Below are 20,500 nucleotides of genomic sequence, written 5' to 3'. Positions count from 1 at the left end.
GGGGTCTCCTTCACAGGTGGCGGCGCCGGGCTGCGATCTGCCGGTCGTACTCTTTCCTGGCCTCGACCGCCGACGGGCGGGTCGCGGTCTCGGCCACGGGAACATCCCACCACGCCTGCGCCGGCGGAGGCCCCGACACTGTGTCTGCCGTTTCGGTCTCGACGTAGACACAAGTGGGACGGTCGGCGGCGCGCGCCTCGGTGAGTGCCTGGCGCAGCTCCGCCACCGAACCGGCGCGCAGGACCCGCATGCCGAGCGAGGCCGCGTTGGCCGCGAGGTCGACGGGGAGGGGGGCGCCGGTGAACGCCCCGTCCGCGCCGCGCTGACGGTAGGCGGTGCCGAACCGCTCGGAGCCGACGGACTCGGACAGGCCGCCGATCGACGCGTAACCGTGGTTCTGGAGGATGACGAGCTTGACGGGCAGGTTCTCCTGCACGGCGGTGACGATCTCGGTGGGGTTCATGAGGTACGTGCCGTCGCCGACGAGCGCCCACACGGGCCGGTCCGCCGCCGCCAGCTGGACTCCGAGGGCTGCGGGGATCTCGTATCCCATGCAGGAGTAGCCGTATTCGACGTGGTACTGGTGCGGGGACCGGGCCCGCCACAGCTTGTGGAGGTCGCCGGGGAGGGAGCCCGCCGCGTTGATCAGGATGTCGTCCTCGGTGACCAGTTCGTCGAGCAGTCCGAGTACCTGGGCCTGGGTGGGACGGGCGTCCGGGTCGCCGGTGGCGAACGCGGCGTCGACGCGCCGCTCCCACTGGGCCTTGGCGTCGGTGTACTCGCTCTCGTAGGCGGCGTCGACGCGGTGTCCCCGGGCGGCGAGGGCTTCACCGAGCGCTTCGAGAGCCGTGCGGGCGTCCGCGACGAGCGGCAGCGCCGCGAGCTTGTGTGCGTCGAAGCCGGTGATGTTGAGGTTGAGGAAGCGGACGGCCGGGTCGGCGAAGAGGGTGCCGGAGGCGGTCGTGAAGTCGGTGTAGCGGGTGCCGATCCCGATCACCAGGTCGGCCTCACGCGCCAGCGCGTCGGCGGTGGCCGTTCCGGTGTGGCCGATGCCGCCGACGTCCGCGGGGTGGTCGTGGCGCAGGGAGCCCTTGCCGGCCTGGGTGGACGCGACGGGGATACGGGTGGATGCGGCGAACGCGGCGAGGGTCTCCTCCGCGGCGCTGTGGTGGACGCCGCCGCCCGCGACGATCAGGGGACGGCGGGCGGTGCGCACGGCGCGGACGGCCCGTTCGAGCTCGTGGGCGTCGGGCCCCGCCCTGCGTACGTGCCAGACGCGCGTCGCGAAGAACTCCGCCGGCCAGTCGTACGCCTCGGCCTGCACGTCCTGCGGCAGGGCGAGGGTCACGGCGCCCGTGTCCGCCGGGTCGGAGAGGGTCCGCATGGCCTGGAGCGCGGCCGGGATCAGGGCCTCGGGGCGGGTGATCCGGTCGAAGTACCGGGAGACGGGGCGCAGGCAGTCGTTGACCGACACGTCGCCCGTGTGCGGCACTTCGAGCTGCTGGAGCACGGGGTCGGCGGGGCGGGTCGCGAAGGTGTCGCCGGGCAGGAGCAGCACCGGGAGGTGGTTGACGGTGGCGAGCGCGGCCCCGGTGACGAGGTTGGTGGCTCCGGGTCCGATGGACGTGGTGACGGCGTGCGCGGAGAGCCGCCCGGACTGGCGTGCGTATCCGACGGCGGCATGCACCATGGCCTGTTCGCTGCGTCCCTGGAGGTAGGGCATCACGGGGCCCGCCTCGACGAGCGCCTGGCCGATGCCCGCGACGTTGCCGTGTCCGAAGATGCCCCAGGTGGCCTCGACGAGCCTGTGCCGTCTGCCGTCGCGCTCGGTGTACTGGCGGGCGAGGAAGGCGATCAGGGCCTGCGCGGTGGTGAGCCTGCGGGTGGTGGGGCGGGGGGCTGTCATCGGCGGGCCTCCGGGGTGTACAGCGGGAGCCGGGGATCGACGGGCTGGGTGGGCCAGGTGTCGCGGATCCACCGGTGGCCGGGGTGGTCGCGGATCAGCCACTCACGCTGTTCACCCGGGCCCGCCATCACGTTGAGGTAGTACAGGGTGCGGCCGGGCGGGGCGATGGAAGGTCCGTGCCAGCCGTCCGGGATGAGGACGGCGTCGCCGGAGGCGACCTCGGCGAGGACGTCCGTGCCACCGGGGCGGGAGGGGGAGACCCGGTGATAGCCGAGGCCGTCACCCTCGACCTCGAAGTAGTAGATCTCCTCCAGCACGGACTCGGTGCCGGGGTGGTGCTCGTCGTGCTTGTGCGGAGGGTACGAGGACCAGTTGCCCCCGGGGGTGAGGACCTCGACGGCGATGAGCCGGTCGCAGTCGAACGTGTCGGCGGCGGCGAAGTTGTTGACCTGACGCGAGCAGGTGCCCGCGCCGCGGAGCTCGACCGGTACCTCCGGCGCGGGGCCGTAGCGAGCGGGGAGTCGTCGCTCGCACTTCGCTCCTGCCAGGGCGAAGCGGCCTCCTGCGCCGGAGGCGATCTGGACGCGGGCGTCACGTGGGACGTAGGCGAAGTCGGTCACAGCGCTGAACACGTTCTTCCTGCCCAGCAGTTCAAAGATCTCATCTGCTGCCCGCACCGTACAGCCGCCGGACAACGGCAGAACGATCCATTCGCTCTCCCCGGTGACGAGCGTATGAACACCACCGGGCTCGAGCTCCAGCACCCGCAGGCTCGAACGCTCCCATCCGGCCCGCTCCGGGTCGATGTCCAGGGCGTAGGGCGCACGCGCCGCGTGGCCCGCCCGCAGGTGGTGGCCCGGCTGCGGGAGGTGGCCCGGCTGCGGGTGGCTACCCGCCCCCGGGTGGTGGGTCGGCTGCTCGTCGGGGATCGTCATGGCTCCATCCCTACCCGTGGTCCCGCCGGTTCACAGGAGTCCTACGGCCGTGTCGACCGCGCCCGCCACATCCCCGTCGGCGGGGTAGAGCAGCGAACGCCCGACGACCAGGCCCTGGACGGTCGGCAACCGCAGGGCGCCGCGCCATCGCTCGTACGCCTCGTCCGGATCACCCGCGACCTCCCCGCCGAGCAGGACGGCGGGGAGGGTGGAGGTGCGCATCACCCGGGCCATGTCGTCGGGGTCGTCGGTGACGGGGACCTTGAGCCAGGTGTACGCGGATGTGCCGCCCAGTCCCGAGGCGATGGCGATGGAGGTGGTGACGGCGGCGGCACTCAGGTCGGTGCGGAGTCCCTCGCGGGTGCGGTGGCAGAGGAACGGCTCGATGAAGACGGGCAGTCGGTGGGCGGCCATCTCGTCCACCGCCCGGGCGGCGCTGTGCAGGGTGTCCAGGGAGCCGGGGTCGTCGTGGTCGATCCTCAGCAGGAGCTTCCCGGCGTCGAAGCCGTGGCGGGAGAGGTCGGCGGGGCGGTGGCCGGTGAAGCGGTCGTCGAGCTCGAAGGCGGCTCCGGCGAGCCCGCCGCGGTTCATGGAACCGATGACGACCTTGCGGTCGAGCGCCCCGAGGAGAAGCAGGTCCTCCAGGACGTCGGCACCGGCCAGCACCCCGTCGACACCGGGCCGGGACAGGGCGAGGCAGAGACGTTCCAGCAGGTCGAAGCGGTCGGCCATGGCCAGGTCGTCGTCGCCGACGGCGAGGGCACCGCGGGCCGGATGGTCCGCCGCGATGATCATCAGTCGCCCGGAGGGGCCGATGAGGGGGCGTCTGCCGCGCGCGGCCGCCGCCTCGGCCACGGCTTCGGGGTGCTGGGCGCGTAGCCGGACGAGATCGGCGAGCCCGGCGGCGGCCGATGGGGTCATGGGGCGGCCCCCGGGGTACTCGTGGGCCCGCTGGCGCTTGTGGGATCCATGGCGCTCGTGGGTCCGGGGGTGCGAGTGGGTTCGGGGGTGCTTGCGGGGTCCGCGTTCCTCGTGGGTCCGCCGGCACCCGTGGGTTCGGGGGGGCTTGCGGGGTCCGGGGCCGCGCCGGGGCCGCGCTTCAGCTTGCCCTCGGCGAGGGCCTGTTCGACCCTGCCCTCGGCGAGGGCCTTTTCGACCTCGTGCGGGAACGGCATGGCGGAAGAGCAGGCGAGGCGGGAGGCGACGATCGCCCCCGCCGCGTTGGCGTAGCGCATGACGCGTTCCGTGTCCCAGCCGGCGAGGAGGCCGTGACAGAGGGCACCGCCGAACGCGTCTCCCGCGCCCAGCCCGTTGACGACGTCGACGGGCAGCGGCGGGATCTCGGCGGTGGTGCCGTCGCGGTGGGCGGCCAGGACGCCCGCCGGTCCCTGCTTGACGACCGCGAGTTCGACCCCGGCGGCGAGCAGGGCGCGGGCTGCCTTGTGCGGTTCGCGTTCGCCGGTGGCGATCTCGCACTCGTCGCGATTTCCGACGGCGACCGTGGCATGGGCCAGTGCCTCGCGGTATCGGGCGGGGGCGACCGCGCTGTGGTCCCCGCCGTCCCAGAACATGGGGCGCCAGTCGAGGTCGAAGACGGTGATGTGCCTGGAACCGCCGGACGCGTCCGGTGCTTGCGGTGCCTCCGCCACAGCGGCGCCGCGTGCCCGGAGCGCGGTGAGGGTGGCGGAGAAACTGGGTTCTGCGCACAGGCCGGTGCCGGTCATCCAGAAGACCCGGGCGTCCCGCACGGCGTCCAGGTCGACCTCCTCGGCGTGGATCTCCAGATCGGGCGCCTGGGGCCGACGGTAGAAGTAGAGCGGGAAGTCGTCCGGCGGGAAGATCTCGCAGAAGGTGACCGGGGTGGGGAGGTCCGCCACGGCGCTCACCCACCGGTCGTCCACCCCGAACTCCCCGAGCGCCTGGTGGAGATAGTCGCCGAAGGGGTCCTGACCCGTCCGGGTGATCACAGCGGTGCGCCGGCCCAGCCGGGCTGCGGCCACCGCGACGTTGGAGGGCGAGCCACCGAGGAACTTCCCGAAGGTCTCGACCCTGGAAAGCGGCACACCGGTCTGGAGCGGGTAGAGGTCCACACCGATCCGCCCCATGGTGATCACGTCGTACGGCTCAGGCATACGCATCCCTTCGACCCGTCTTCGCCCCCCGGGCCCCGAGCCGGCGGCGCGTTCCGGCGGGTCGTTCCGCGGCTCGTTCCGGCGGCTCGTCCTGTTCGGTCCGCCAGTTCGGCCCGGCGCTCCGTACGGGCAGGTCCGGGCCCCGGGAGCCGGCCCCGGCCGGGCGGTCGCTCCCAGGTCTAGCCCTCGTCAGGAACCGTGTCAACACTATGTCCGGACATTCGGACGAGCCCTTGACACGCCCCTCCGCGACTTGGAGGGTGGGCGATATGACCTCCTCCGTACCTTCTCCGGCCCGTATCCGTATCGGCTCGGCACCCGATTCCTGGGGGGTGTGGTTCCCCGACGACCCACAGCAGGTGCCGTGGGAGCGATTCCTCGACGAGGTCTCGGAGGCGGGCTACGACTGGATCGAACTCGGACCGTACGGCTATCTGCCGACCGATCCCGCCCGGCTCACGGACGAGACGGCCCGCCGCGGTCTCGGGGTGGCCGCGGGCACCGTCTTCACCGGATTGCACCACGGCCCGCAGGTCTGGGACCGGACCTGGGAGCATGTCGCGGGCATCGCGGCACTCACCCGGGCGATGGGCGCCGAACATCTGGTCGTCATCCCGTCTTTCTGGCGGGACGACAAGACGGGCGAGGTGCTGGAGGACCGCAGCCTCACCGCCGCCCAGTGGCGTGACCTCACCACCCAGACGGAACGGCTGGCCCGCGAGGTGGGAGACCGGTACGGACTGCGGATCGTGGTGCACCCGCACGCCGACACGCATGTCGACAGCGAGGAGAACGTCAACCGTTTCCTCGACGCCACCGATCCCGGCCTGGTCTCCCTGTGCCTCGACACCGGCCATTACGCCTACTGCGGCGGGGACAGCGTGAAGCTCATCCGGACCTACGGAGAGAGGATCGGCTACCTGCACCTCAAGCAGGTCGATCCGGTGATCCTCGCCGATGTCGTACGGAACGAGGTGCCGTTCGGCCCCGCCGTCGCGCGCGGGGTGATGTGCGAGCCCCCGGGCGGAGTGCCCGCCCTGGAACCCGTGCTGGACGCCGCGCGCGCCCTCGGGAGGGATCTGTTCGCCATCGTCGAACAGGACATGTACCCCTGCCCGCCCGACAAGCCGCTCCCGATCGCCCGGCGCACCCGTGAGTTCCTCCGCATCTGCGGGCCCGCACGACCGTCGGCCTGAATGAGCCGGCCTCCCGGCCGTCCCTTCCGCCTCCTCTCTTCCGCGTCACGTATGTCCGCGTTCAGCAGGTCTTGTGTCACGAGCTCGCGACGCCCCCTGCCTCGGCTCCGGGACTGCTCGTTCGCCGGGCGAGAGCTGCGTGCACGTACAGCAGGTACAGAGAGGTGGCATTCATGGCGGACAGAACGCTCTGGTCGTACAAGGACATCGCCGCGCACATCCAGGTCCAGCCGGACACCATCCGTTCGTACCGCAAGCACGGGCTGCTGCCTCCTCCTGACGAGGTCCAGCACGGGAAGCCCTACTGGTACGTGGACACCGTGCTCGCGTGGATCGCGTCCCGGCCCAGCAACCGGAAACGCTGAGGCACCGTCGCGTCCCGGCCCAGCAACCGGAAACGCTGAGGGTTCGTGGAAGCCGGGCCCGGCAGTGCTCAGGCGGCCTCCTTGCCGGGTTCGATGATGGTCACACCCGCTCCGGGGGCTGTGCCCATCGCGGCGAGCGCCGCCGGGGCGGCGTCCAGCGGAATGGTGGAGGTCACCAGGAGGTCGGGACGCAGGGTCCCGGCCAGGACCATGTCCATCATCGGCGGGTAATCGTGGGCGGCCATGCCGTGACTTCCCAGGATCTCCAGCTCCAGCCCGATCACCCGCGCCATGGGCAGGACCGGGTCCCCGGCCGCCGGGGGCAGCAGGCCGACCTGGACATGACGGCCCTGCCTGCGCAGACTCCGCACGGACGCGGCGCAGGTGAGCGGGGAGCCAAGGGCGTCGAGGGACAGATGCGCACCGCCACCGGTCAGTTCGCGCACGGCCTCGTCCGCGCCGGCCGGGTGCGCGGAGGCGTCCACGCACTCCGACGCCCCGAACGCCCGCGCCAGCTCGAGCGCGTGCGGCGAGACGTCGACCGCGACGACCCTGGCCCCGCACGCCACGGCGATCATCACGGCCGACAGGCCGACTCCGCCGCAGCCGTGCACGGCGACCCACTCCCCGGGCGCCACCCGGCCCTGACCGACCACCGCCCGGAACGCGGTGGCGAACCGGCACCCGAGCCCCGCGGCGGTGGCGAACGAGAGCCCTTCGGGTACCGCGACCAGATTCACGTCGGCCTGTTCCAGCGCGACGTACTCGGCGAAGGACCCCCAGTGGGTGAACCCCGGCTGGGTCTGCCGCTCACAGACCTGCTGGGCCCCCGCCGCGCAGGCGGCGCACCGGCCGCAGGCGCAGACGAAGGGCACGGTGACCCGGTCGCCGGGACGCCAGTTGTGCACCCCGGCGCCCACCTCCTGGACCACCCCGGCGAGTTCGTGCCCCGGTACGTGCGGCAGCACGATGTCCGGGTCATGCCCCGCCCAGCCGTGCCAGTCGCTGCGGCAGAGCCCTGTGGCTGCGACCCGCACCACCACTCCCCCGGCCGGGGCTGTCGGGTCCGGCACGTCCCGTACGCGGGCCTCCTGCCCGAACTCCTCGAACACCACTGCCCGCATGGGTCCCCGCCTCCCGTGTCCCGGCTCACGCCGCCCGGCTCTGATACCGGCGTTCACGCCTCCTGGCGCTGATACCGGCTCCTGGATCCGGCGAATCTACGCTCCTGCCGCGATCTTGTCCCGGTCCCTGTCCCGGCCGCCGGCTCCGGGTGTCTTCTCGGCGTCCCGGCCCCCGGCCGGAACGGCCTCCCCCTCGCTCAGTCCGAACCGCTGGTGGAACGCGCGCAGCGGTGCGGGCGCCCACCAGGTGACCCGGCCCATCAGCTTCATGACGGCCGGCACGAGCAGACTGCGTACCACCATGGCGTCCATCAGCACGGCCAGCGCGATCCCGAGCCCGAGCATCTTGGTGTTGGTGACTCGCGAGGTACCGATGGCGACCATCACCACGGCGAGGATGACGGCGGCGGCGGTGATCAGCCCCCCGGTGTGGCGCAGGCCGTACGTCACGGAGTGCTCGTGGTCGCCTGAGCGGTCGTACTCCTCCTTGATCCGGGAGATCAGGAACACGCCGTAGTCCATGGAGAGGCCGAAGGCGACGCAGAACATCAGGACGGGCAGAGTCGTCTCGATGTCACCGGTGCTGGTGAAGGCGAGGAGGCCGGACAGGTTCCCGTCCTGGAAGACCCACACCACCGCCCCGAACATGGCTGTCAGACTGAGGGCGTTGAGCACGACCGCCTGGAGCGGTATCAGGACGCTGCCGGTCAGCAGGAAGACCAGCAGCAGCGTCACGACGACGATGATGCCCACCGCCCAGGGCAGCCGGTCCGCTATGGCGGCCTTGGAGTCGACCAGAACGGCTGCGGCACCGGTCACCGAGGTGTCGAACGGCGCGGGCTCGGCCCGGAGGTCCTGCACCAGGTCCTGGGCCCTCTGGCCGACGGGCTCACCGGCCGGCAGCACCTCGTAGTAGGCGAAGCCGTCGCCCGTGACGGGTCCGTCGACCCGCTGCACCCCGGGGAGCGCGCGGAGCCTGTCCCGGAAGTCGGCGTACTGGCCGGGGCTCGCCGGGCCCTCGGCGAGCACGTCGAGGCCACCGCCCGGACTCCCCGGGAAGCCGTCCCGTATGTGGTCCTGGACCACACGGGACTCGGCCGTGGCGGGCAGCTGGCGGTCGTCCGCCGTGCCGAACTTCACCCCGAGGAAGGGGAGTCCCAGGAGCACCAGCGTGACCGTGGTGAGGAGGGCGAAGACCGGTGCCCTGCGCATCACGAGCACCGAGAAGCGGGCCCACCCCCTGCCCGAGTCCTCGGCCACGCCCGGAGTCCTCCCGCGACGCAGCAGCCGGCGCAGGTCCAGGGAGTTGACCCGCGGCCCGAGCAGCATCAGTGCCGCAGGCAGCAGGATCAGGGCAGCGGCGGCGGCCAGGAGCACCACGGCGATGCCGGCGTAGGCGAAGGAACGCAGGAAGTACTGCGGGAAGACCATCATCGCGGCCAGCGACACCGCCACCGTCAGAGCGGAGAAGAGCACCGTGCGTCCCGCCGTGCGCAGGGTGATGCCGATCGCCGTACGCGTGTCCGCCCCCGCGGCCAGCTCTTCGCGGAAGCGGCGGACGATGAACAGGGCGTAGTCGATGGCGAGTCCGAGCCCCAGCGCCGTGGTGAGGTTCTGGGCGAAGACCGAGACGTCGGTGAGCTCGGTGATGCCGCGCAGCACCGCGTTGGTGCCGAGGATCGCGACGATGCCGACGCCGAGGGGCAGCAGGGCGGCGATCGCACTGCCGAAGACCACGACCAGCAGCACCAGCGTCACCGGCAGCGCGATGAGCTCGGCCCGCAGGAGATCCTCCTGGATGGTGGTCTGCATCTCGTGCCGCACGGCGAGGGGTCCGCCGACGGAGACCTCCACCGGACCGTGTGTGCCCCGGTAGGCAGGAGCTATGCGGTCGAGGATCTCTCCTGCGGCCTTCTCGTCACCCGCTATCCGGGCAGCGACTATCGCTTCTCGCCCGTCCTCGGAGCGCAGGGCGGGGGACTTCGTCTGCCAGTACGAACCGACACCCCCGACGCCCGGCTCGGCCGACAGACGCTCGGTGATCCGGGCGGCTTCGGCGGCCACCGCCGGATCGTCGACGGAGGCCCCGCCGCTGCCGATCAGCAGGAGCAGATTGGGCTGGGAGGCCGGGAACTCCCTTTCCAGCACCTGGGTGGTGTAGGTCGACTCGGCGTCGGGTGCCTCCCAGCCGCCGCTGCTCATACGGTCGGCCACCCCGCCGCCCGCGAACACGGCCAGTGCCGTGATCACCAGAGCAGCCAGCAGGGCGAGCCGTGGCCGTGCGGTGACGAGGCGGGTCCAGCGCCCGACGCGCTCCGGGCTGTCGACTTCGGGCATGGTGCGGTGTCCCCTTCACCGGGACCCGGGCAGCACAGGGCAGCATGGGTCGGTCATTGCCACGTACACTGGCAAACACGAGTCCTCGCTCGTGTTTTTTCAGAATGCGAGCAACCTCTCGCATTTGTCAACCGCGTCTTGAGAGCTGGGGATGAACCGTGCCGGAGGCCAGAGCCGGAGAAGCCGCCGAGCCCGCACACGGGGAGCAGAAGAACCCGAGGGAGCGGCAGGGAGCGACAGGGCGTACGGGCAGGCGCAGCCCGGACGCCCCCGGCGGCCGGGGCGCCGGGGAGGCCTCGGGTACGGGCGCCGACCGGCCGCGCCGCCGTCAGGCACGCGGGGAAGCCCGTATCGCCCAGCTGCTCGAAGCGGCCGCCGGCGTCTTCAGCGCCAACGGCTACAACGGCGCCAGCACCAACGCCATCGCCCGCGAGGCGGGCGTCTCCCCGGGCACGCTCTACCAGTTCTTCCCCAACAAGGAAGCCATCGCCGTCGAGCTCGGCGACCAGCTCATGCACCGCTGGCGGGAGACCTACGGGGCCGCGTTCGTCGTCAGCCACCTGGAACTGCCGCTCGACCGGATGCTGGACGCCGTCCTCGACCCGCTGATCGCCTTCAACTGCGAGAACCCGGCCTTCGCCGTCCTCACCCACGGCTCCGAGATCCCGGGCGTGATCAGCCGGGAGCACGACATCCTGCACGCCACGATGCTGAGCAGGACCGAGCAGCTCCTGAGCACCTATCTGCCGGAGCTCCCGGCCGGCCGGACCGCCCGCATCGCCGCCATGTCCTTCGTCCTCTTCAAGGCCGGACTCGACCTGATCATGTCCCACGAGGGGGCGGAACGTGACGCGTACATCACCGAGCTGAAGTCCGTGATGTACCGCTACCTCGAACCTCTGACATGTGACACACCCGACAGGGAGGCATCGGAGCCCACAGATACCCCCTAGGGGTATAGTGGAACACGGGTGGGCGCACCGGGCTTCCTGGCGCCCTCCGTGCCACACCCGCCACATCCATGTGTGCCTGCGTAGAGGAGAACGACATGACGGCCGAAACCGATACTCCCCGAACCACCGGATCCTGCTGCTCGTCCGGCGGTGGCCACAACGGCGGCTCGGCCGACGTGCAGGTGGGCAGCGTCACCGAGGTGTACGAGGTGAAGGGCATGACCTGCGGCCACTGCGAAGGGGCCGTGTCCGAGGAGATCTCCGCGCTCGCGGGCGTCACCTCCGTGAAGGCGGAGGCCGCCACCGGCAGGGTGACGGTCACCTCCTCCGCACCGCTGGCCGAGGACGCCGTACGCGAGGCCGTCGACGAGGCGGGCTACGAGCTCGTGGGCCGCGCCTGAAACCGGCCCGCCCGCCCGCCCCGTCCGGGCCGCGCTCCGGCCCACCGGAGTGCGCACACCCGGCCGCGCGGGCCGAGGCACTCCCACTGGGCCGACGCACTCCGGTGGGCTCGCATCATCGACGGCCCGCACCGCCCACACCTCCCGGCGGCGCACGGTCCACCGGCTGCTTGCGTGCCACCCCGCACCTCCGCCGGGCCGGATCGCCACCGGAGGAAGCAGATACTGGTGGGGAAACGGCCCGACTGCTCGACCCAGGAGCCCGCACACATGGCCAGCACCACGGCAGCCGAGGTCCCGGCTGCGCAGACTTCCGAGGCCGAGCTCTTCATCGGCGGAATGACCTGCGCCTCGTGCGCGGCCCGCGTCGAGAAGAAGCTCAACCGGATGGACGGGGTCGTCGCAACCGTCAACTACGCGACGGAGAAGGCCCGCGTCCGCTTCGGGCCCGGGACCGCGCTGGACGACCTCGTCGCCACGGTCGAGAAGACGGGATACACGGCACGGCCGGTCGTACGCGCCGCCGCCGCACCGCATCCCCCGGCCCCGCCCGCACCTGCCTCGCCGCCGCTGCCAACGACAACAGCCCAGGCCGACGCAGGCGCCGCCCCAGCGGAGGCCGAGAGCCGCACCACCGCGGAGGCCGAGAGCCGCACCACCGCGGAAGCCGACCCCGGCACCGGCACGGCCCGCCGCACCGACACGGGCCGCAGCACCACCACGGACGCCCCCACAGGCGCACTCGCGGACGCGGACACGGACCCCGCCCGCGACGCCGACGGGGATGCCGGCCTCGCCGCGCTCCGGCAGCGCCTCCTGGTCACGGCGGCCCTCGCCGCCCCCGTGGTCCTGATGGCCATGGTCCCCGCCCTCCAGTTCGACAACTGGCAGTGGCTCTCCCTCACCCTCGCCGCCCCCGTCGTCGTCTGGGGCGGCCTGCCTTTCCACCGTGCCGCCTGGACCAACCTGCGGCACGGCGCGGCGACGATGGACACCCTGGTGTCCATCGGCACCCTGGCGGCCTTCTGCTGGTCGGTGGGGGCGCTGTTCCTCGGGGACGCGGGCATGCCGGAGATGCGACACGGCTTCGACGTCTCCGCCTCCCGCTCCGACCCCTCCTCCACCATCTACCTGGAGGTCGCGGCAGGAGTAACCGTTTTCATCCTGCTGGGCCGCCACCTGGAGGCGCGGTCCAAGCGGAAGGCCGGCGCCGCCCTGCGCGCGCTGCTGCGTCTCGGCGCGAAGGACGTCGCCGTCCTCCGCCCCGCCGCACGGCCGGAGGACGGAACCATGGAGGTACGTGTCCCCGTCGGGCGGCTCTCCGTCGGCGACCGCTTCGTCGTCCGCCCCGGCGAGAAGATCGCCACCGACGGCACCGTCGTCGAAGGTTCATCCGCCGTCGACACCTCGATGCTCACCGGCGAGTCGCTGCCGGAGGACACCGTCCCGGGTGACACCGTCACCGGCGCCACCCTGAACATGTCCGGGCGCCTGGTCGTCGAGGCGACCCGCGTCGGCGCCGACACCCAGTTCGCCCGGATGTCCCGGCTCGTCGAGGACGCCCAGAACGGCAAGGCCGCCGCCCAGCGCCTCGCGGACCGGATCTCCGCGGTCTTCGTCCCCGTGGTCCTCCTGATCGCCCTCGGGACCCTCGTCGCGCACCTGCTCGCCACCGACGACATCACGGGCTCGTTCACGGCCGCCGTGGCCGTCCTGATCATCGCCTGTCCGTGCGCCCTGGGTCTCGCGACGCCCACCGCCCTCATGGCGGGCACAGGCAGAGGCGCCCAGCTGGGCATTCTCATCAAGGGCCCCGAGGTCCTGGAGACCGCACGCAGGATCGACACGATCGTCCTCGACAAGACGGGCACGGTCACCACGGGGCGCATGAGTCTCGGCCAGGTGCACACGGCGCCCGGTACGTCCGAGGACGATGTACTCCGGCTCGCCGGCGCCCTCGAGAGCGCCTCGAACCACCCCGTGGCGCGTGCGGTGGCCGCCGGGGCGGCTGTCCGCGCCGGAGCCACGCTGCCCGCCCCGGCGGACTTCACGGACGTCCCCGGGCTGGGGGTGCGCGGCACCGTGGAAGGGCACCGCGCGCTGGTGGGCAGGCCGCAGCTCCTCGCCGATGCCGGGATCACCCTGCCGGGCCCCCTGGCCTCCGCCCTGGCGGATGCGGCGGCTCAGGGCCGTACGGCGGTCGCCGTCGCCTGGGACGACGCCGCCAGGGGGGTGATCGAAGTGGCCGACGCGGTGAAGGAGAGCAGCGCGGAGGCCGTCGCGGAGCTGCGCGCGCTGGGCCTCAGGCCCATTCTGCTGACCGGCGACAACCAGGCCGTGGCGGATGCCGTGGCCCGCGCCGTCGGGATCGACGAGGTCCACGCGGAGGTGTTGCCGGAGGAGAAGGTGCAGGTGGTCCGGCGCCTCCAGGCCGAGGGCAGGTCCGTCGCCATGGCAGGTGACGGCGTCAACGACGCGGCCGCTCTCGCGGTGGCCGATCTCGGCCTGTCGATGGGGACGGGGACGGACGCGGCGATCGAGGCGGGCGATCTCACGCTCGTTCGTGGAGATCTCAAGGTGGCCGCTGACGCCATCCGCCTGTCTAGGCGTACGCTGTCGACCATCAGAAGCAACCTCTTCTGGGCCTTCGGCTACAACGTGGCCGCACTGCCTTTGGCTGCGTTCGGGCTGCTCAGCCCCATGATCGCGGGTGCGGCAATGGCGTTCTCGTCGGTCTTCGTGGTGAGCAACAGCCTGAGGTTGCGCTCCTTCACATAATTTCTACAAAGAGACTTAGATCACACCGATTTGAGGGTAACCATCTGATGGGTTGGTGAGTCTAAGAGTGCGATGCCAAGGATGTCTTGGGGGACGTCCGACGGAGTGTCTTGGGGGACGCTCCTGGCAAGCGTGGCCGGGGCACGTGCACCGGGGAGCTTTGAGCGGCCCTCCCGTGCGTACGTACCCCGGCAGTCGCACAGCAGGACCGAACTGAATAGGCACCACCGAAAAACAACGGGAGTTCAGGCTCCCTTCAGACGCCCGGCCGGATCCCGTGGGGGGAATCCGCTCCGGGATATGGGAAGCGCCCCGTCCGTCGACCCGTGGGGGGATCGACGGCGGGGCGTTTCTCGCTTGTACAGCGGACGTCCGGGCGGCCGTACGGGCGTAACCGTCTCGCGGGCCCGGGAGATCCCGAGGCCCCGGAACGCCGAATCGCCCCGGACACCGCGCTCTGAACTGTGCGAGCGCGGTACGCGGGGCGAAGGATGCCGGCAGCGAGCGGCCGGGGTGGAGCAGTGGGCAGCGGCCCTGGAGGCTTCAGCGGCCCTCGGCCGGGACGAAGTCGCGCAGGACCTCGCCGGTATAGATCTGGCGCGGGCGGCCGATGCGCGATCCCGGCTCCTTGATCATCTCGTGCCACTGGGCGATCCAGCCCGGGAGCCGGCCGAGCGCGAAGAGCACGGTGAACATCTCGGTCGGGAAGCCCATGGCCCGGTAGATCAGGCCGGTGTAGAAGTCCACGTTGGGGTAGAGGTTGCGCGAGACGAAGTACTCGTCGGAGAGCGCGTGCTCCTCCAGCTGGAGCGCGATGTCGAGCAGCTCGTCGGACTTGCCGAGCGACGACAGCACGTCGTGGGCGGCGGCCTTGATGATCTTGGCGCGCGGGTCGAAGGACTTGTACACCCGGTGGCCGAAGCCCATCAGGCGGACGCCGTCCTCCTTGTTCTTCACCTTCTGGATGAAGGAGTCGACGTCGCCGCCGTTGGCCTGGATGCCTTCGAGCATCTCCAGCACCGACTGGTTGGCGCCGCCGTGCAGCGGGCCCCACAGGGCGGAGATGCCGGCGGAGATCGAGGCGAACATGTTCGCCTGCGAGGAGCCGACCAGGCGCACGGTCGAGGTGGAACAGTTCTGCTCGTGGTCCGCGTGCAGGATGAGCAGCTTCTCCAGCGCCGAGACGACGACCGGGTCCGGCACGTACTCCTGGGCCGGGACGGAGAAGGTCATGCGCAGGAAGTTCTCGACGTAGCCGAGGTCGTTGCGCGGGTAGACGAACGGGTGACCGATCGACTTCTTGTACGCGTACGCCGCGATCGTCGGAAGCTTGGCCAGCAGCCGGATCGTCGAGAGGTGACGCTGCTCCTCGTCGAACGGGTTGTGGCTGTCCTGGTAGAAGGTGGACAGCGCGCTGACGACCGAGGAGAGCATGGCCATCGGATGGGCGTCGCGCGGGAAGCCGTCGAAGAAGCGCTTGACGTCCTCGTGCAGCAGCGTGTGCTGGGTGATCTCGTTCTTGAAGGCCGACAGCTCGTCGACCTTCGGAAGGTCACCGTTGATCAGCGTGTAGGCGACCTCGAGGAACGTCGAGCTCTCGGCGAGCTGCTCGATCGGGTAGCCGCGGTACCGCAGGATGCCCTGCTCGCCGTCGAGGTAGGTGATGGCGGATTTGTACGCGGCCGTGTTGCCGTATCCGCTGTCCAGCGTGACCAGGCCCGTATTGGCCCGGAGCTTCCCGATATCGAAGCCCTTGTCGCCGACGGTGCTGTCGATCACCGGGTAGGTGTACTCGTCATCGCCGTACCGCAGTACTACAGAGTTGTCGCTCTCGCTCACGTCATCCCTCACCGACGTAGTGCCTCTTCTTCGAGGTGCCCTGACTGTCTCCACCCTCCCCCATTTGGCTCAGGAGAGTGCACTCGGGGTCGTCCATTGGACCTACTGGCGGCACTGAGTGCCGTCAACTTTCTCATCCTGCCCCCTGGGATCCGGTTCCGGAAGGGCTCAGTGATGTTTCCCACCGTTTTGATCGATCATTTTTTCGGAGGAGTCTTCGACCGTTCCGCCCCGCAGCCGGAAATCCAGCGCCGTACAGCGTCTGCCTGCGGAAACAGTGCGGACGGCCTGGCCGATGGCCTTGCGTGAACCGACCAGCACGACCAGCTTCTTGGCCCTGGTCACAGCGGTGTACAGCAGGTTCCGCTGGAGCATCATCCAGGCGCTGGTCGTGACGGGGATGACGACCGCCGGGTACTCGCTGCCCTGGGAGCGGTGGATGGTCATCGCGTAGGCGTGGGCCAGCTCGTCCAGCTCGTCGAAGTCGTAGACGATCTCCTCGTCCTCGTCAGTGAGGACCGTCAGCTTCTGCTCGTCCGCGTCGAGGGCCGTGACGACTCCGACCGTGCCGTTGAAGACCCCGTTCTCACCCTTCTCGTAGTTGTTGCGGATCTGGGTGACCTTGTCGCCGACCCGGAAGACCCGCCCGCCGAAGCGCTTCTCGGGCAGCCCTGGGCGGCCCGGCGTGATGGCCTGCTGGAGCAGGCCGTTGAGATGGCCGGCGCCCGCGGGGCCTCGGTGCATCGGCGCGAGGACCTGCACGTCACGGCGGGGGTTCAGGCCGAACTTGGCGGGGATGCGCCGGGCCGCCACGTCCACGGCGAGCACCCCGGCGTCCTCGGTCTCGTCCTCCACGAACAGGAAGAAGTCGTCCAGCCCCTGGGTCAGCGGGGGCACCCCGGAGTTGATGCGGTGGGCGTTGGTGACGACGCCGGACTTCTGGGCCTGGCGGAAGATGGTGGTCAGCCGGACCGCCGGGACCGGACCGCGCTCGGCGAGCAGATCCCGCAGCACCTCCCCCGCGCCGACCGAGGGCAGCTGGTCCACATCGCCGACCAGCAGGAGATGGGCACCGGGTGCCACCGCCTTGATCAGCTTGTTGGCGAGCAGCAGATCGAGCATCGACGCCTCGTCGACGACGACCAGATCGGCGTCCAGCGGCCGGTCCCGGTCGTACGCGGCGTCCCCGCCGGGCTTCAGCTCCAGCAGCCGGTGCACGGTGGACGCCTCGGCGCCCGTCAGCTCCGAGAGCCGCTTGGCGGCCCGGCCGGTGGGAGCGGCCAGCACCACCTCGGCGCCACGCGCACGGGCCAGCTCGACCACGGACCGGACGGTGAACGACTTCCCGCACCCCGGGCCGCCCGTCAGCACTGCCACCTTGCGGGTGAGGGCGAGCCGGACGGCCGCCTCCTGCTCGGGGGCCAGCTTCGCCCCCGTACGCCGCGCGAGCCAGGCCAGCGCCTTGTCCCACTCGACGTCCTGGAAGGCCGGCATCCGGTCCTCCGGCGTACGCAGCAGGCGCTGCACCTGGGCAGCGAGGGAGATCTCGGCGCGGTGGAAGGGGACCAGGTACACGGCGGTGACCGGCTGACCGTCCTCGGGCCCGGGGACCTTCTCCCGTACGACGCCCTCCGGGTCCTCCGCAAGCTCCGCCAGGCAGTCGATGACCAGCCCGGTGTCGACCTGGAGCAGCTTCACCCCGTCGGCGATCAGCCGCTCCTCGGGGAGGAAGCAGTGCCCCTGATCCGTGGACTGCGACAGGGCGTACTGGAGTCCCGCCTTGACCCGCTCCGGGCTGTCGTGCGGGATGCCGACGGCTTGGGCGATGCGGTCGGCGGTGAGGAAGCCGATGCCCCAGACGTCGGCTGCCAGCCGGTAGGGCTGGTTCTTCACGACCGAGATCGACGCGTCCCCGTACTTCTTGTAGATGCGGACGGCGATGGAGGTGGAGACGCCGACGGTCTGGAGGAAGACCATGACCTCCTTGATCGCCTTCTGCTCCTCCCAGGCCGCGGCGATCATCTTCGTCCGCTTCGGACCGAGCCCAGGGACCTCGACCAGACGCTTCGGGTGCTGCTCGATGATGTCCAGGGTGTCGACGCCGAAGTGGGTGGTGATGCGGTCGGCCATGACGGGCCCGATGCCCTTGATCAGGCCGGAGCCGAGGTATCTGCGGATGCCCTGGATCGTGGCGGGGAGGACCGTCGTGTAGTTGTCGACCTGGAACTGCTTGCCGAACTGCGGGTGCGAGGCCCAACGCCCCTCCATCCGCAGGGACTCACCGGGCTGAGCGCCGAGCAGCGAACCGACGACGGTGAGCAGGTCCCCCGCCCCTCGTCCGGTGTCGACGCGGGCGACGGTGTACCCGTTCTCCTCGTTGGCGTAGGTGATGCGCTCCAGGACGCCTTCGAGCACGGCCGTGTTGGACATGGTGCCGACGGTACCGGGCGGCTCCGACAGAGGGAGCCGGGCCCTCGAACGGACGCCGCCCCGTCACCACGCCTGCTCCAGGCCGCGAACCGCGGAGACCACCTCACCGACGGGCAGCGTGTTCTCCCGGTGCGCACTGTCCCCCGGTCTCGATCGTGTCCGGGTCGAGCGGCGCAGGGCTGCCGTCCAGGCACCCGATCACGGGGACGTCAGCAGGTGACCGGCTCGACCAGCTCAGGGATCCGGCGTCCGGCACCAGGAGAGGCAGGCCACGGTCAGCCGCGCCGGCCGATGTCGAAGCGCATGTGGAAGTTGCGGAACCGCCGCCTGCCCTCCTGGGCCCCCTGTCCCCGCGTACGTGCGTCCTCCCGGGCCTGGGGCTCGCGTGGCCCACAGGACTACATTCTGACCTGGTGAGGACGCCCGGACGGGCGGTGCCTCTTTCGACGGCGATCGCAGGGCCCCGTTCTCCACGGGCCGCCGGTGCGGCGAACCCCTGCCTGGGCGGAGATTCTCCAGTGGACACATCAAGAACTTCCTGGCGCAACACGACCCACGACTGGGCCGGCACCGTGGACCTCGATCACCTGGCGGGCATCAGGCGGGATCCAGCCGCGTTCGCCCCCGGTGGCACCTGGCACCTCGTCCTGGAGGTCGTCGCGTACGCGGCCGACGAGGCGGAGTGCGGCGGTGGAGGACACTGCGTCGTCGCGCTCCACCCTGATGGTTCCGTCTCGGTGACGGATGACGGGCGGGGCACCGACACCCGCTTCGACGAGCACGGCCAGGTGGTCAGGAAGCCGGTGATGGCGACGAAGGACCTGCGGTTCTTCGACGTCCCCGGGGCGCAGACCCTGCCCGACGGCCACCCGCGCAGGGGCATGTCCGTCGTCGCCGCGCTCAGCGAACGGCTGGCGCACACCAACCGCCGCGCCAACGGATCCTGGACCCAGCTCTACGAACACGGCTCACCGGTATCGGACTTGGAGCGCCTGGCGGACGACGGTACGACCGGGACGACCGTCCACTTCCGCCCCGCCGCACGCCTGCTCCCGGCGGACCCCTCGCCCGGCGACCTCGACCTGCTGTCCGCTGCCTGGCCGCATCTGGCCGTCGAGGTCACGCGAGGGCGGCCGTCGCCCGTGTGACTCCCCCGGCCGGTGGCGAACGACATCCGCGTATGCGCGTTGCAGCGCCGCGCCGGTCGGCTCCTCACGTACGCGCTCCCTGCGGGAGCAGTCCTCGCAGGTCCGGCCGGTAAGGTCCTCCTCATGGGAACTCCGGCGCTGCGGGCGATCGAATGGGACGGGACGCAGTGGGACGACCCGTCCGAGGAAAAGCTGCACGATCTGCTGGCCGACATGAATCTGACCTGGCGATTCGTCATCGTCGAACGGCTGGACGCCGAACCCGCCGGTCAGCACTACATGCAGGTCCATCTCAACGACGACCTGAGCTACCAGGTCGAACATCGTGAAGGCGGCCCGGACAGGCACTTCCAGGCCCATGTGCCGTCCGATCACAGTCCGTTCTGTGTGGAGCCCATCGCGGCGGTGGTCAACGACTGGGCCTTCGGACGTCCGGGCTGGCGGGACGCGCTCGCCTGGACCCCGTGGCCGTCGGCGGAACCGGCGAGCTGAGGCTCCTGGCGCGCCGGGCCGCGCCCCACCTGCCGTAGGAGCAGGCCTACGCCTACGCGAGCACGGCCGTGACCTCGATCTCGACCAGGTGCTCCGGGATGTCCAGGGCGGCGACGCCCAGCATCGTGGCCGGCGGTGCCGAGGTGGTCCCGAGCCGTGCGGCCCCCCGGGAGATTCCCTCCAGGAGCAGGGGCATCTTGTCGGGGGTCCAGTCGACGACGTGGACGTTCAGCTTCGCCACGTCGTCGAAGGAGGCGCCGACACTCTTCAGCGCGGTGCCGACGTTCACGTAGCACTGCTCGACCTGGGCCGCGAGGTCGCCTTCGCCGACCGTGACGCCGTCGGCGTCCCAGGCGACCTGTCCGGCGACGAAGACCAGCTTCGAACCGGTCGAGACCGAGACCTGCCGGTAGACATCGATCTCCGGGAGTCCCGTGGGGTTGGTCATGGTGACGGCCATGCTG

Annotated in this window: 16 protein-coding genes; 7 read left to right on the top strand and 9 right to left on the bottom strand. The window is 71.0% G+C overall.

Translation table 11 applies throughout. The features are described from left to right. Positions 1-10 precede the first annotated feature (10 nt). Genes iolD through iolC form a run of 4 tightly spaced genes read right to left on the bottom strand, consistent with a single transcriptional unit; the run spans position 11 to position 4,973 of the window. Positions 11-1,906: a 3D-(3,5/4)-trihydroxycyclohexane-1,2-dione acylhydrolase (decyclizing) gene (iolD, locus tag ABZY45_RS01595; RefSeq protein ID WP_356734979.1), complete on the bottom strand. Its 1,896-nt coding sequence runs from the start codon at positions 1,904-1,906 to the stop codon at positions 11-13. Then, positions 1,903-2,841 carry a 5-deoxy-glucuronate isomerase gene (iolB, locus tag ABZY45_RS01590; RefSeq protein ID WP_356734977.1) on the bottom strand — a complete coding sequence of 313 codons (939 nt, stop codon included), beginning with the start codon at positions 2,839-2,841 and terminating at the stop codon, positions 1,903-1,905. The genes iolD and iolB overlap by 4 nt, the downstream gene beginning before the upstream one ends. A 30-nt stretch (positions 2,842-2,871) precedes the next feature. Next, positions 2,872-3,762: a deoxyribose-phosphate aldolase gene (locus ABZY45_RS01585; protein ID WP_356734975.1), complete on the bottom strand. Its 891-nt coding sequence runs from the start codon at positions 3,760-3,762 to the stop codon at positions 2,872-2,874. After that, positions 3,759-4,973: a 5-dehydro-2-deoxygluconokinase gene (gene iolC / locus ABZY45_RS01580; protein ID WP_356734973.1), complete on the bottom strand. Its 1,215-nt coding sequence runs from the start codon at positions 4,971-4,973 to the stop codon at positions 3,759-3,761. Before iolC ends, ABZY45_RS01585 begins: the two co-directional genes overlap by 4 nt. A gap of 269 nt (positions 4,974-5,242) precedes the next feature. Here iolC and ABZY45_RS01575 point away from each other — a divergent pair, with 269 nt between their 5' ends. Together ABZY45_RS01575 and ABZY45_RS01570 are read left to right on the top strand one after the other, a co-directional pair. Continuing rightward, on the top strand, positions 5,243-6,169 hold the full coding sequence (locus tag ABZY45_RS01575) for a sugar phosphate isomerase/epimerase (protein WP_356734971.1): 927 nt from the start codon (positions 5,243-5,245) through the stop codon (positions 6,167-6,169). Positions 6,170-6,342: 173 nt separating this feature from the next. Further along, positions 6,343-6,534 (top strand): MerR family transcriptional regulator, encoded by a 192-nt coding sequence (locus ABZY45_RS01570; RefSeq protein WP_356734969.1) that lies wholly within the window; start codon positions 6,343-6,345, stop codon positions 6,532-6,534. Between the two features lie 68 nt (positions 6,535-6,602). On the opposite strand, the gene ABZY45_RS01565 is transcribed toward ABZY45_RS01570, so the two are convergent. Together ABZY45_RS01565 and ABZY45_RS01560 are read right to left on the bottom strand one after the other, a co-directional pair. Further along, positions 6,603-7,658 carry a zinc-dependent alcohol dehydrogenase family protein gene (locus ABZY45_RS01565; RefSeq protein WP_356734967.1) on the bottom strand — a complete coding sequence of 352 codons (1,056 nt, stop codon included), beginning with the start codon at positions 7,656-7,658 and terminating at the stop codon, positions 6,603-6,605. Between the two features lie 96 nt (positions 7,659-7,754). Further along, positions 7,755-9,995: an MMPL family transporter gene (locus tag ABZY45_RS01560; RefSeq protein ID WP_356734965.1), complete on the bottom strand. Its 2,241-nt coding sequence runs from the start codon at positions 9,993-9,995 to the stop codon at positions 7,755-7,757. 158 nt (positions 9,996-10,153) lie between these two features. Here ABZY45_RS01560 and ABZY45_RS01555 point away from each other — a divergent pair, with 158 nt between their 5' ends. From ABZY45_RS01555 to ABZY45_RS01545, 3 genes are all read left to right on the top strand, one after another. Next, positions 10,154-10,948 carry a TetR/AcrR family transcriptional regulator gene (locus ABZY45_RS01555; RefSeq protein WP_356734963.1) on the top strand — a complete coding sequence of 265 codons (795 nt, stop codon included), beginning with the start codon at positions 10,154-10,156 and terminating at the stop codon, positions 10,946-10,948. Between the two features lie 95 nt (positions 10,949-11,043). After that, a complete protein-coding gene (locus ABZY45_RS01550) occupies positions 11,044-11,349 on the top strand; it encodes a heavy-metal-associated domain-containing protein (RefSeq protein ID WP_356734961.1) in 306 nt (101 codons plus the stop codon). Between the two features lie 270 nt (positions 11,350-11,619). Continuing rightward, positions 11,620-14,127, top strand: a complete 2,508-nt coding sequence (locus tag ABZY45_RS01545; RefSeq protein ID WP_356734959.1) for a heavy metal translocating P-type ATPase — start codon at positions 11,620-11,622, stop codon at positions 14,125-14,127. Between the two features lie 543 nt (positions 14,128-14,670). Here the strand turns inward: ABZY45_RS01545 and ABZY45_RS01540 are convergent. Together ABZY45_RS01540 and ABZY45_RS01535 are read right to left on the bottom strand one after the other, a co-directional pair. Next, positions 14,671-15,966 (bottom strand): citrate synthase, encoded by a 1,296-nt coding sequence (locus tag ABZY45_RS01540; RefSeq protein ID WP_356734957.1) that lies wholly within the window; start codon positions 15,964-15,966, stop codon positions 14,671-14,673. 168 nt (positions 15,967-16,134) lie between these two features. Continuing rightward, positions 16,135-18,396, bottom strand: a complete 2,262-nt coding sequence (locus tag ABZY45_RS01535; protein ID WP_356734955.1) for an ATP-dependent RecD-like DNA helicase — start codon at positions 18,394-18,396, stop codon at positions 16,135-16,137. A 518-nt stretch (positions 18,397-18,914) separates the two neighbouring features. Between ABZY45_RS01535 and ABZY45_RS01530 the strand changes: the two genes are divergently transcribed. Both ABZY45_RS01530 and ABZY45_RS01525 read left to right on the top strand, forming a co-directional pair. Then, on the top strand, positions 18,915-19,544 hold the full coding sequence (locus ABZY45_RS01530) for an ATP-binding protein (RefSeq protein WP_356734953.1): 630 nt from the start codon (positions 18,915-18,917) through the stop codon (positions 19,542-19,544). 123 nt (positions 19,545-19,667) lie between these two features. Then, the gene (locus ABZY45_RS01525; RefSeq protein WP_356734951.1) at positions 19,668-20,036 is read left to right on the top strand and encodes a hypothetical protein; all 369 of its coding nucleotides are present in this window, start codon (positions 19,668-19,670) and stop codon (positions 20,034-20,036) included. Positions 20,037-20,088: 52 nt separating this feature from the next. Here ABZY45_RS01525 and ABZY45_RS01520 read toward each other — a convergent pair whose 3' ends face one another. Beyond that, a complete protein-coding gene (locus ABZY45_RS01520) occupies positions 20,089-20,496 on the bottom strand; it encodes a RidA family protein (RefSeq protein ID WP_356734949.1) in 408 nt (135 codons plus the stop codon). Positions 20,497-20,500 lie beyond the last annotated feature (4 nt).

Origin of the sequence: Streptomyces sp. NPDC006516 (assembly GCF_040611875.1) — a bacterium.
Lineage (GTDB): Bacteria > Actinomycetota > Actinomycetes > Streptomycetales > Streptomycetaceae > Streptomyces.
Note: the sequence above shows the minus strand (reverse complement) of the source record. Positions and strands in the feature narration are given on the sequence as shown.

Coding starts and splice junctions, on each gene's coding strand:
- iolD (WP_356734979.1), bottom strand. CDS start 1,906: ATGACAGCCCCCCGCCCCACCACCCGCAGGCTCACCACCGCGCAGGCC.
- ABZY45_RS01550 (WP_356734961.1), top strand. CDS start 11,044: ATGACGGCCGAAACCGATACTCCCCGAACCACCGGATCCTGCTGCTCG.
- ABZY45_RS01520 (WP_356734949.1), bottom strand. CDS start 20,496: ATGGCCGTCACCATGACCAACCCCACGGGACTCCCGGAGATCGATGTC.
- ABZY45_RS01535 (WP_356734955.1), bottom strand. CDS start 18,396: ATGTCCAACACGGCCGTGCTCGAAGGCGTCCTGGAGCGCATCACCTAC.
- ABZY45_RS01570 (WP_356734969.1), top strand. CDS start 6,343: ATGGCGGACAGAACGCTCTGGTCGTACAAGGACATCGCCGCGCACATC.
- ABZY45_RS01585 (WP_356734975.1), bottom strand. CDS start 3,762: ATGACCCCATCGGCCGCCGCCGGGCTCGCCGATCTCGTCCGGCTACGC.
- ABZY45_RS01545 (WP_356734959.1), top strand. CDS start 11,620: ATGGCCAGCACCACGGCAGCCGAGGTCCCGGCTGCGCAGACTTCCGAG.
- ABZY45_RS01560 (WP_356734965.1), bottom strand. CDS start 9,995: ATGCCCGAAGTCGACAGCCCGGAGCGCGTCGGGCGCTGGACCCGCCTC.
- ABZY45_RS01525 (WP_356734951.1), top strand. CDS start 19,668: ATGGGAACTCCGGCGCTGCGGGCGATCGAATGGGACGGGACGCAGTGG.
- ABZY45_RS01565 (WP_356734967.1), bottom strand. CDS start 7,658: ATGCGGGCAGTGGTGTTCGAGGAGTTCGGGCAGGAGGCCCGCGTACGG.
- ABZY45_RS01575 (WP_356734971.1), top strand. CDS start 5,243: ATGACCTCCTCCGTACCTTCTCCGGCCCGTATCCGTATCGGCTCGGCA.
- iolB (WP_356734977.1), bottom strand. CDS start 2,841: ATGACGATCCCCGACGAGCAGCCGACCCACCACCCGGGGGCGGGTAGC.
- iolC (WP_356734973.1), bottom strand. CDS start 4,973: ATGCCTGAGCCGTACGACGTGATCACCATGGGGCGGATCGGTGTGGAC.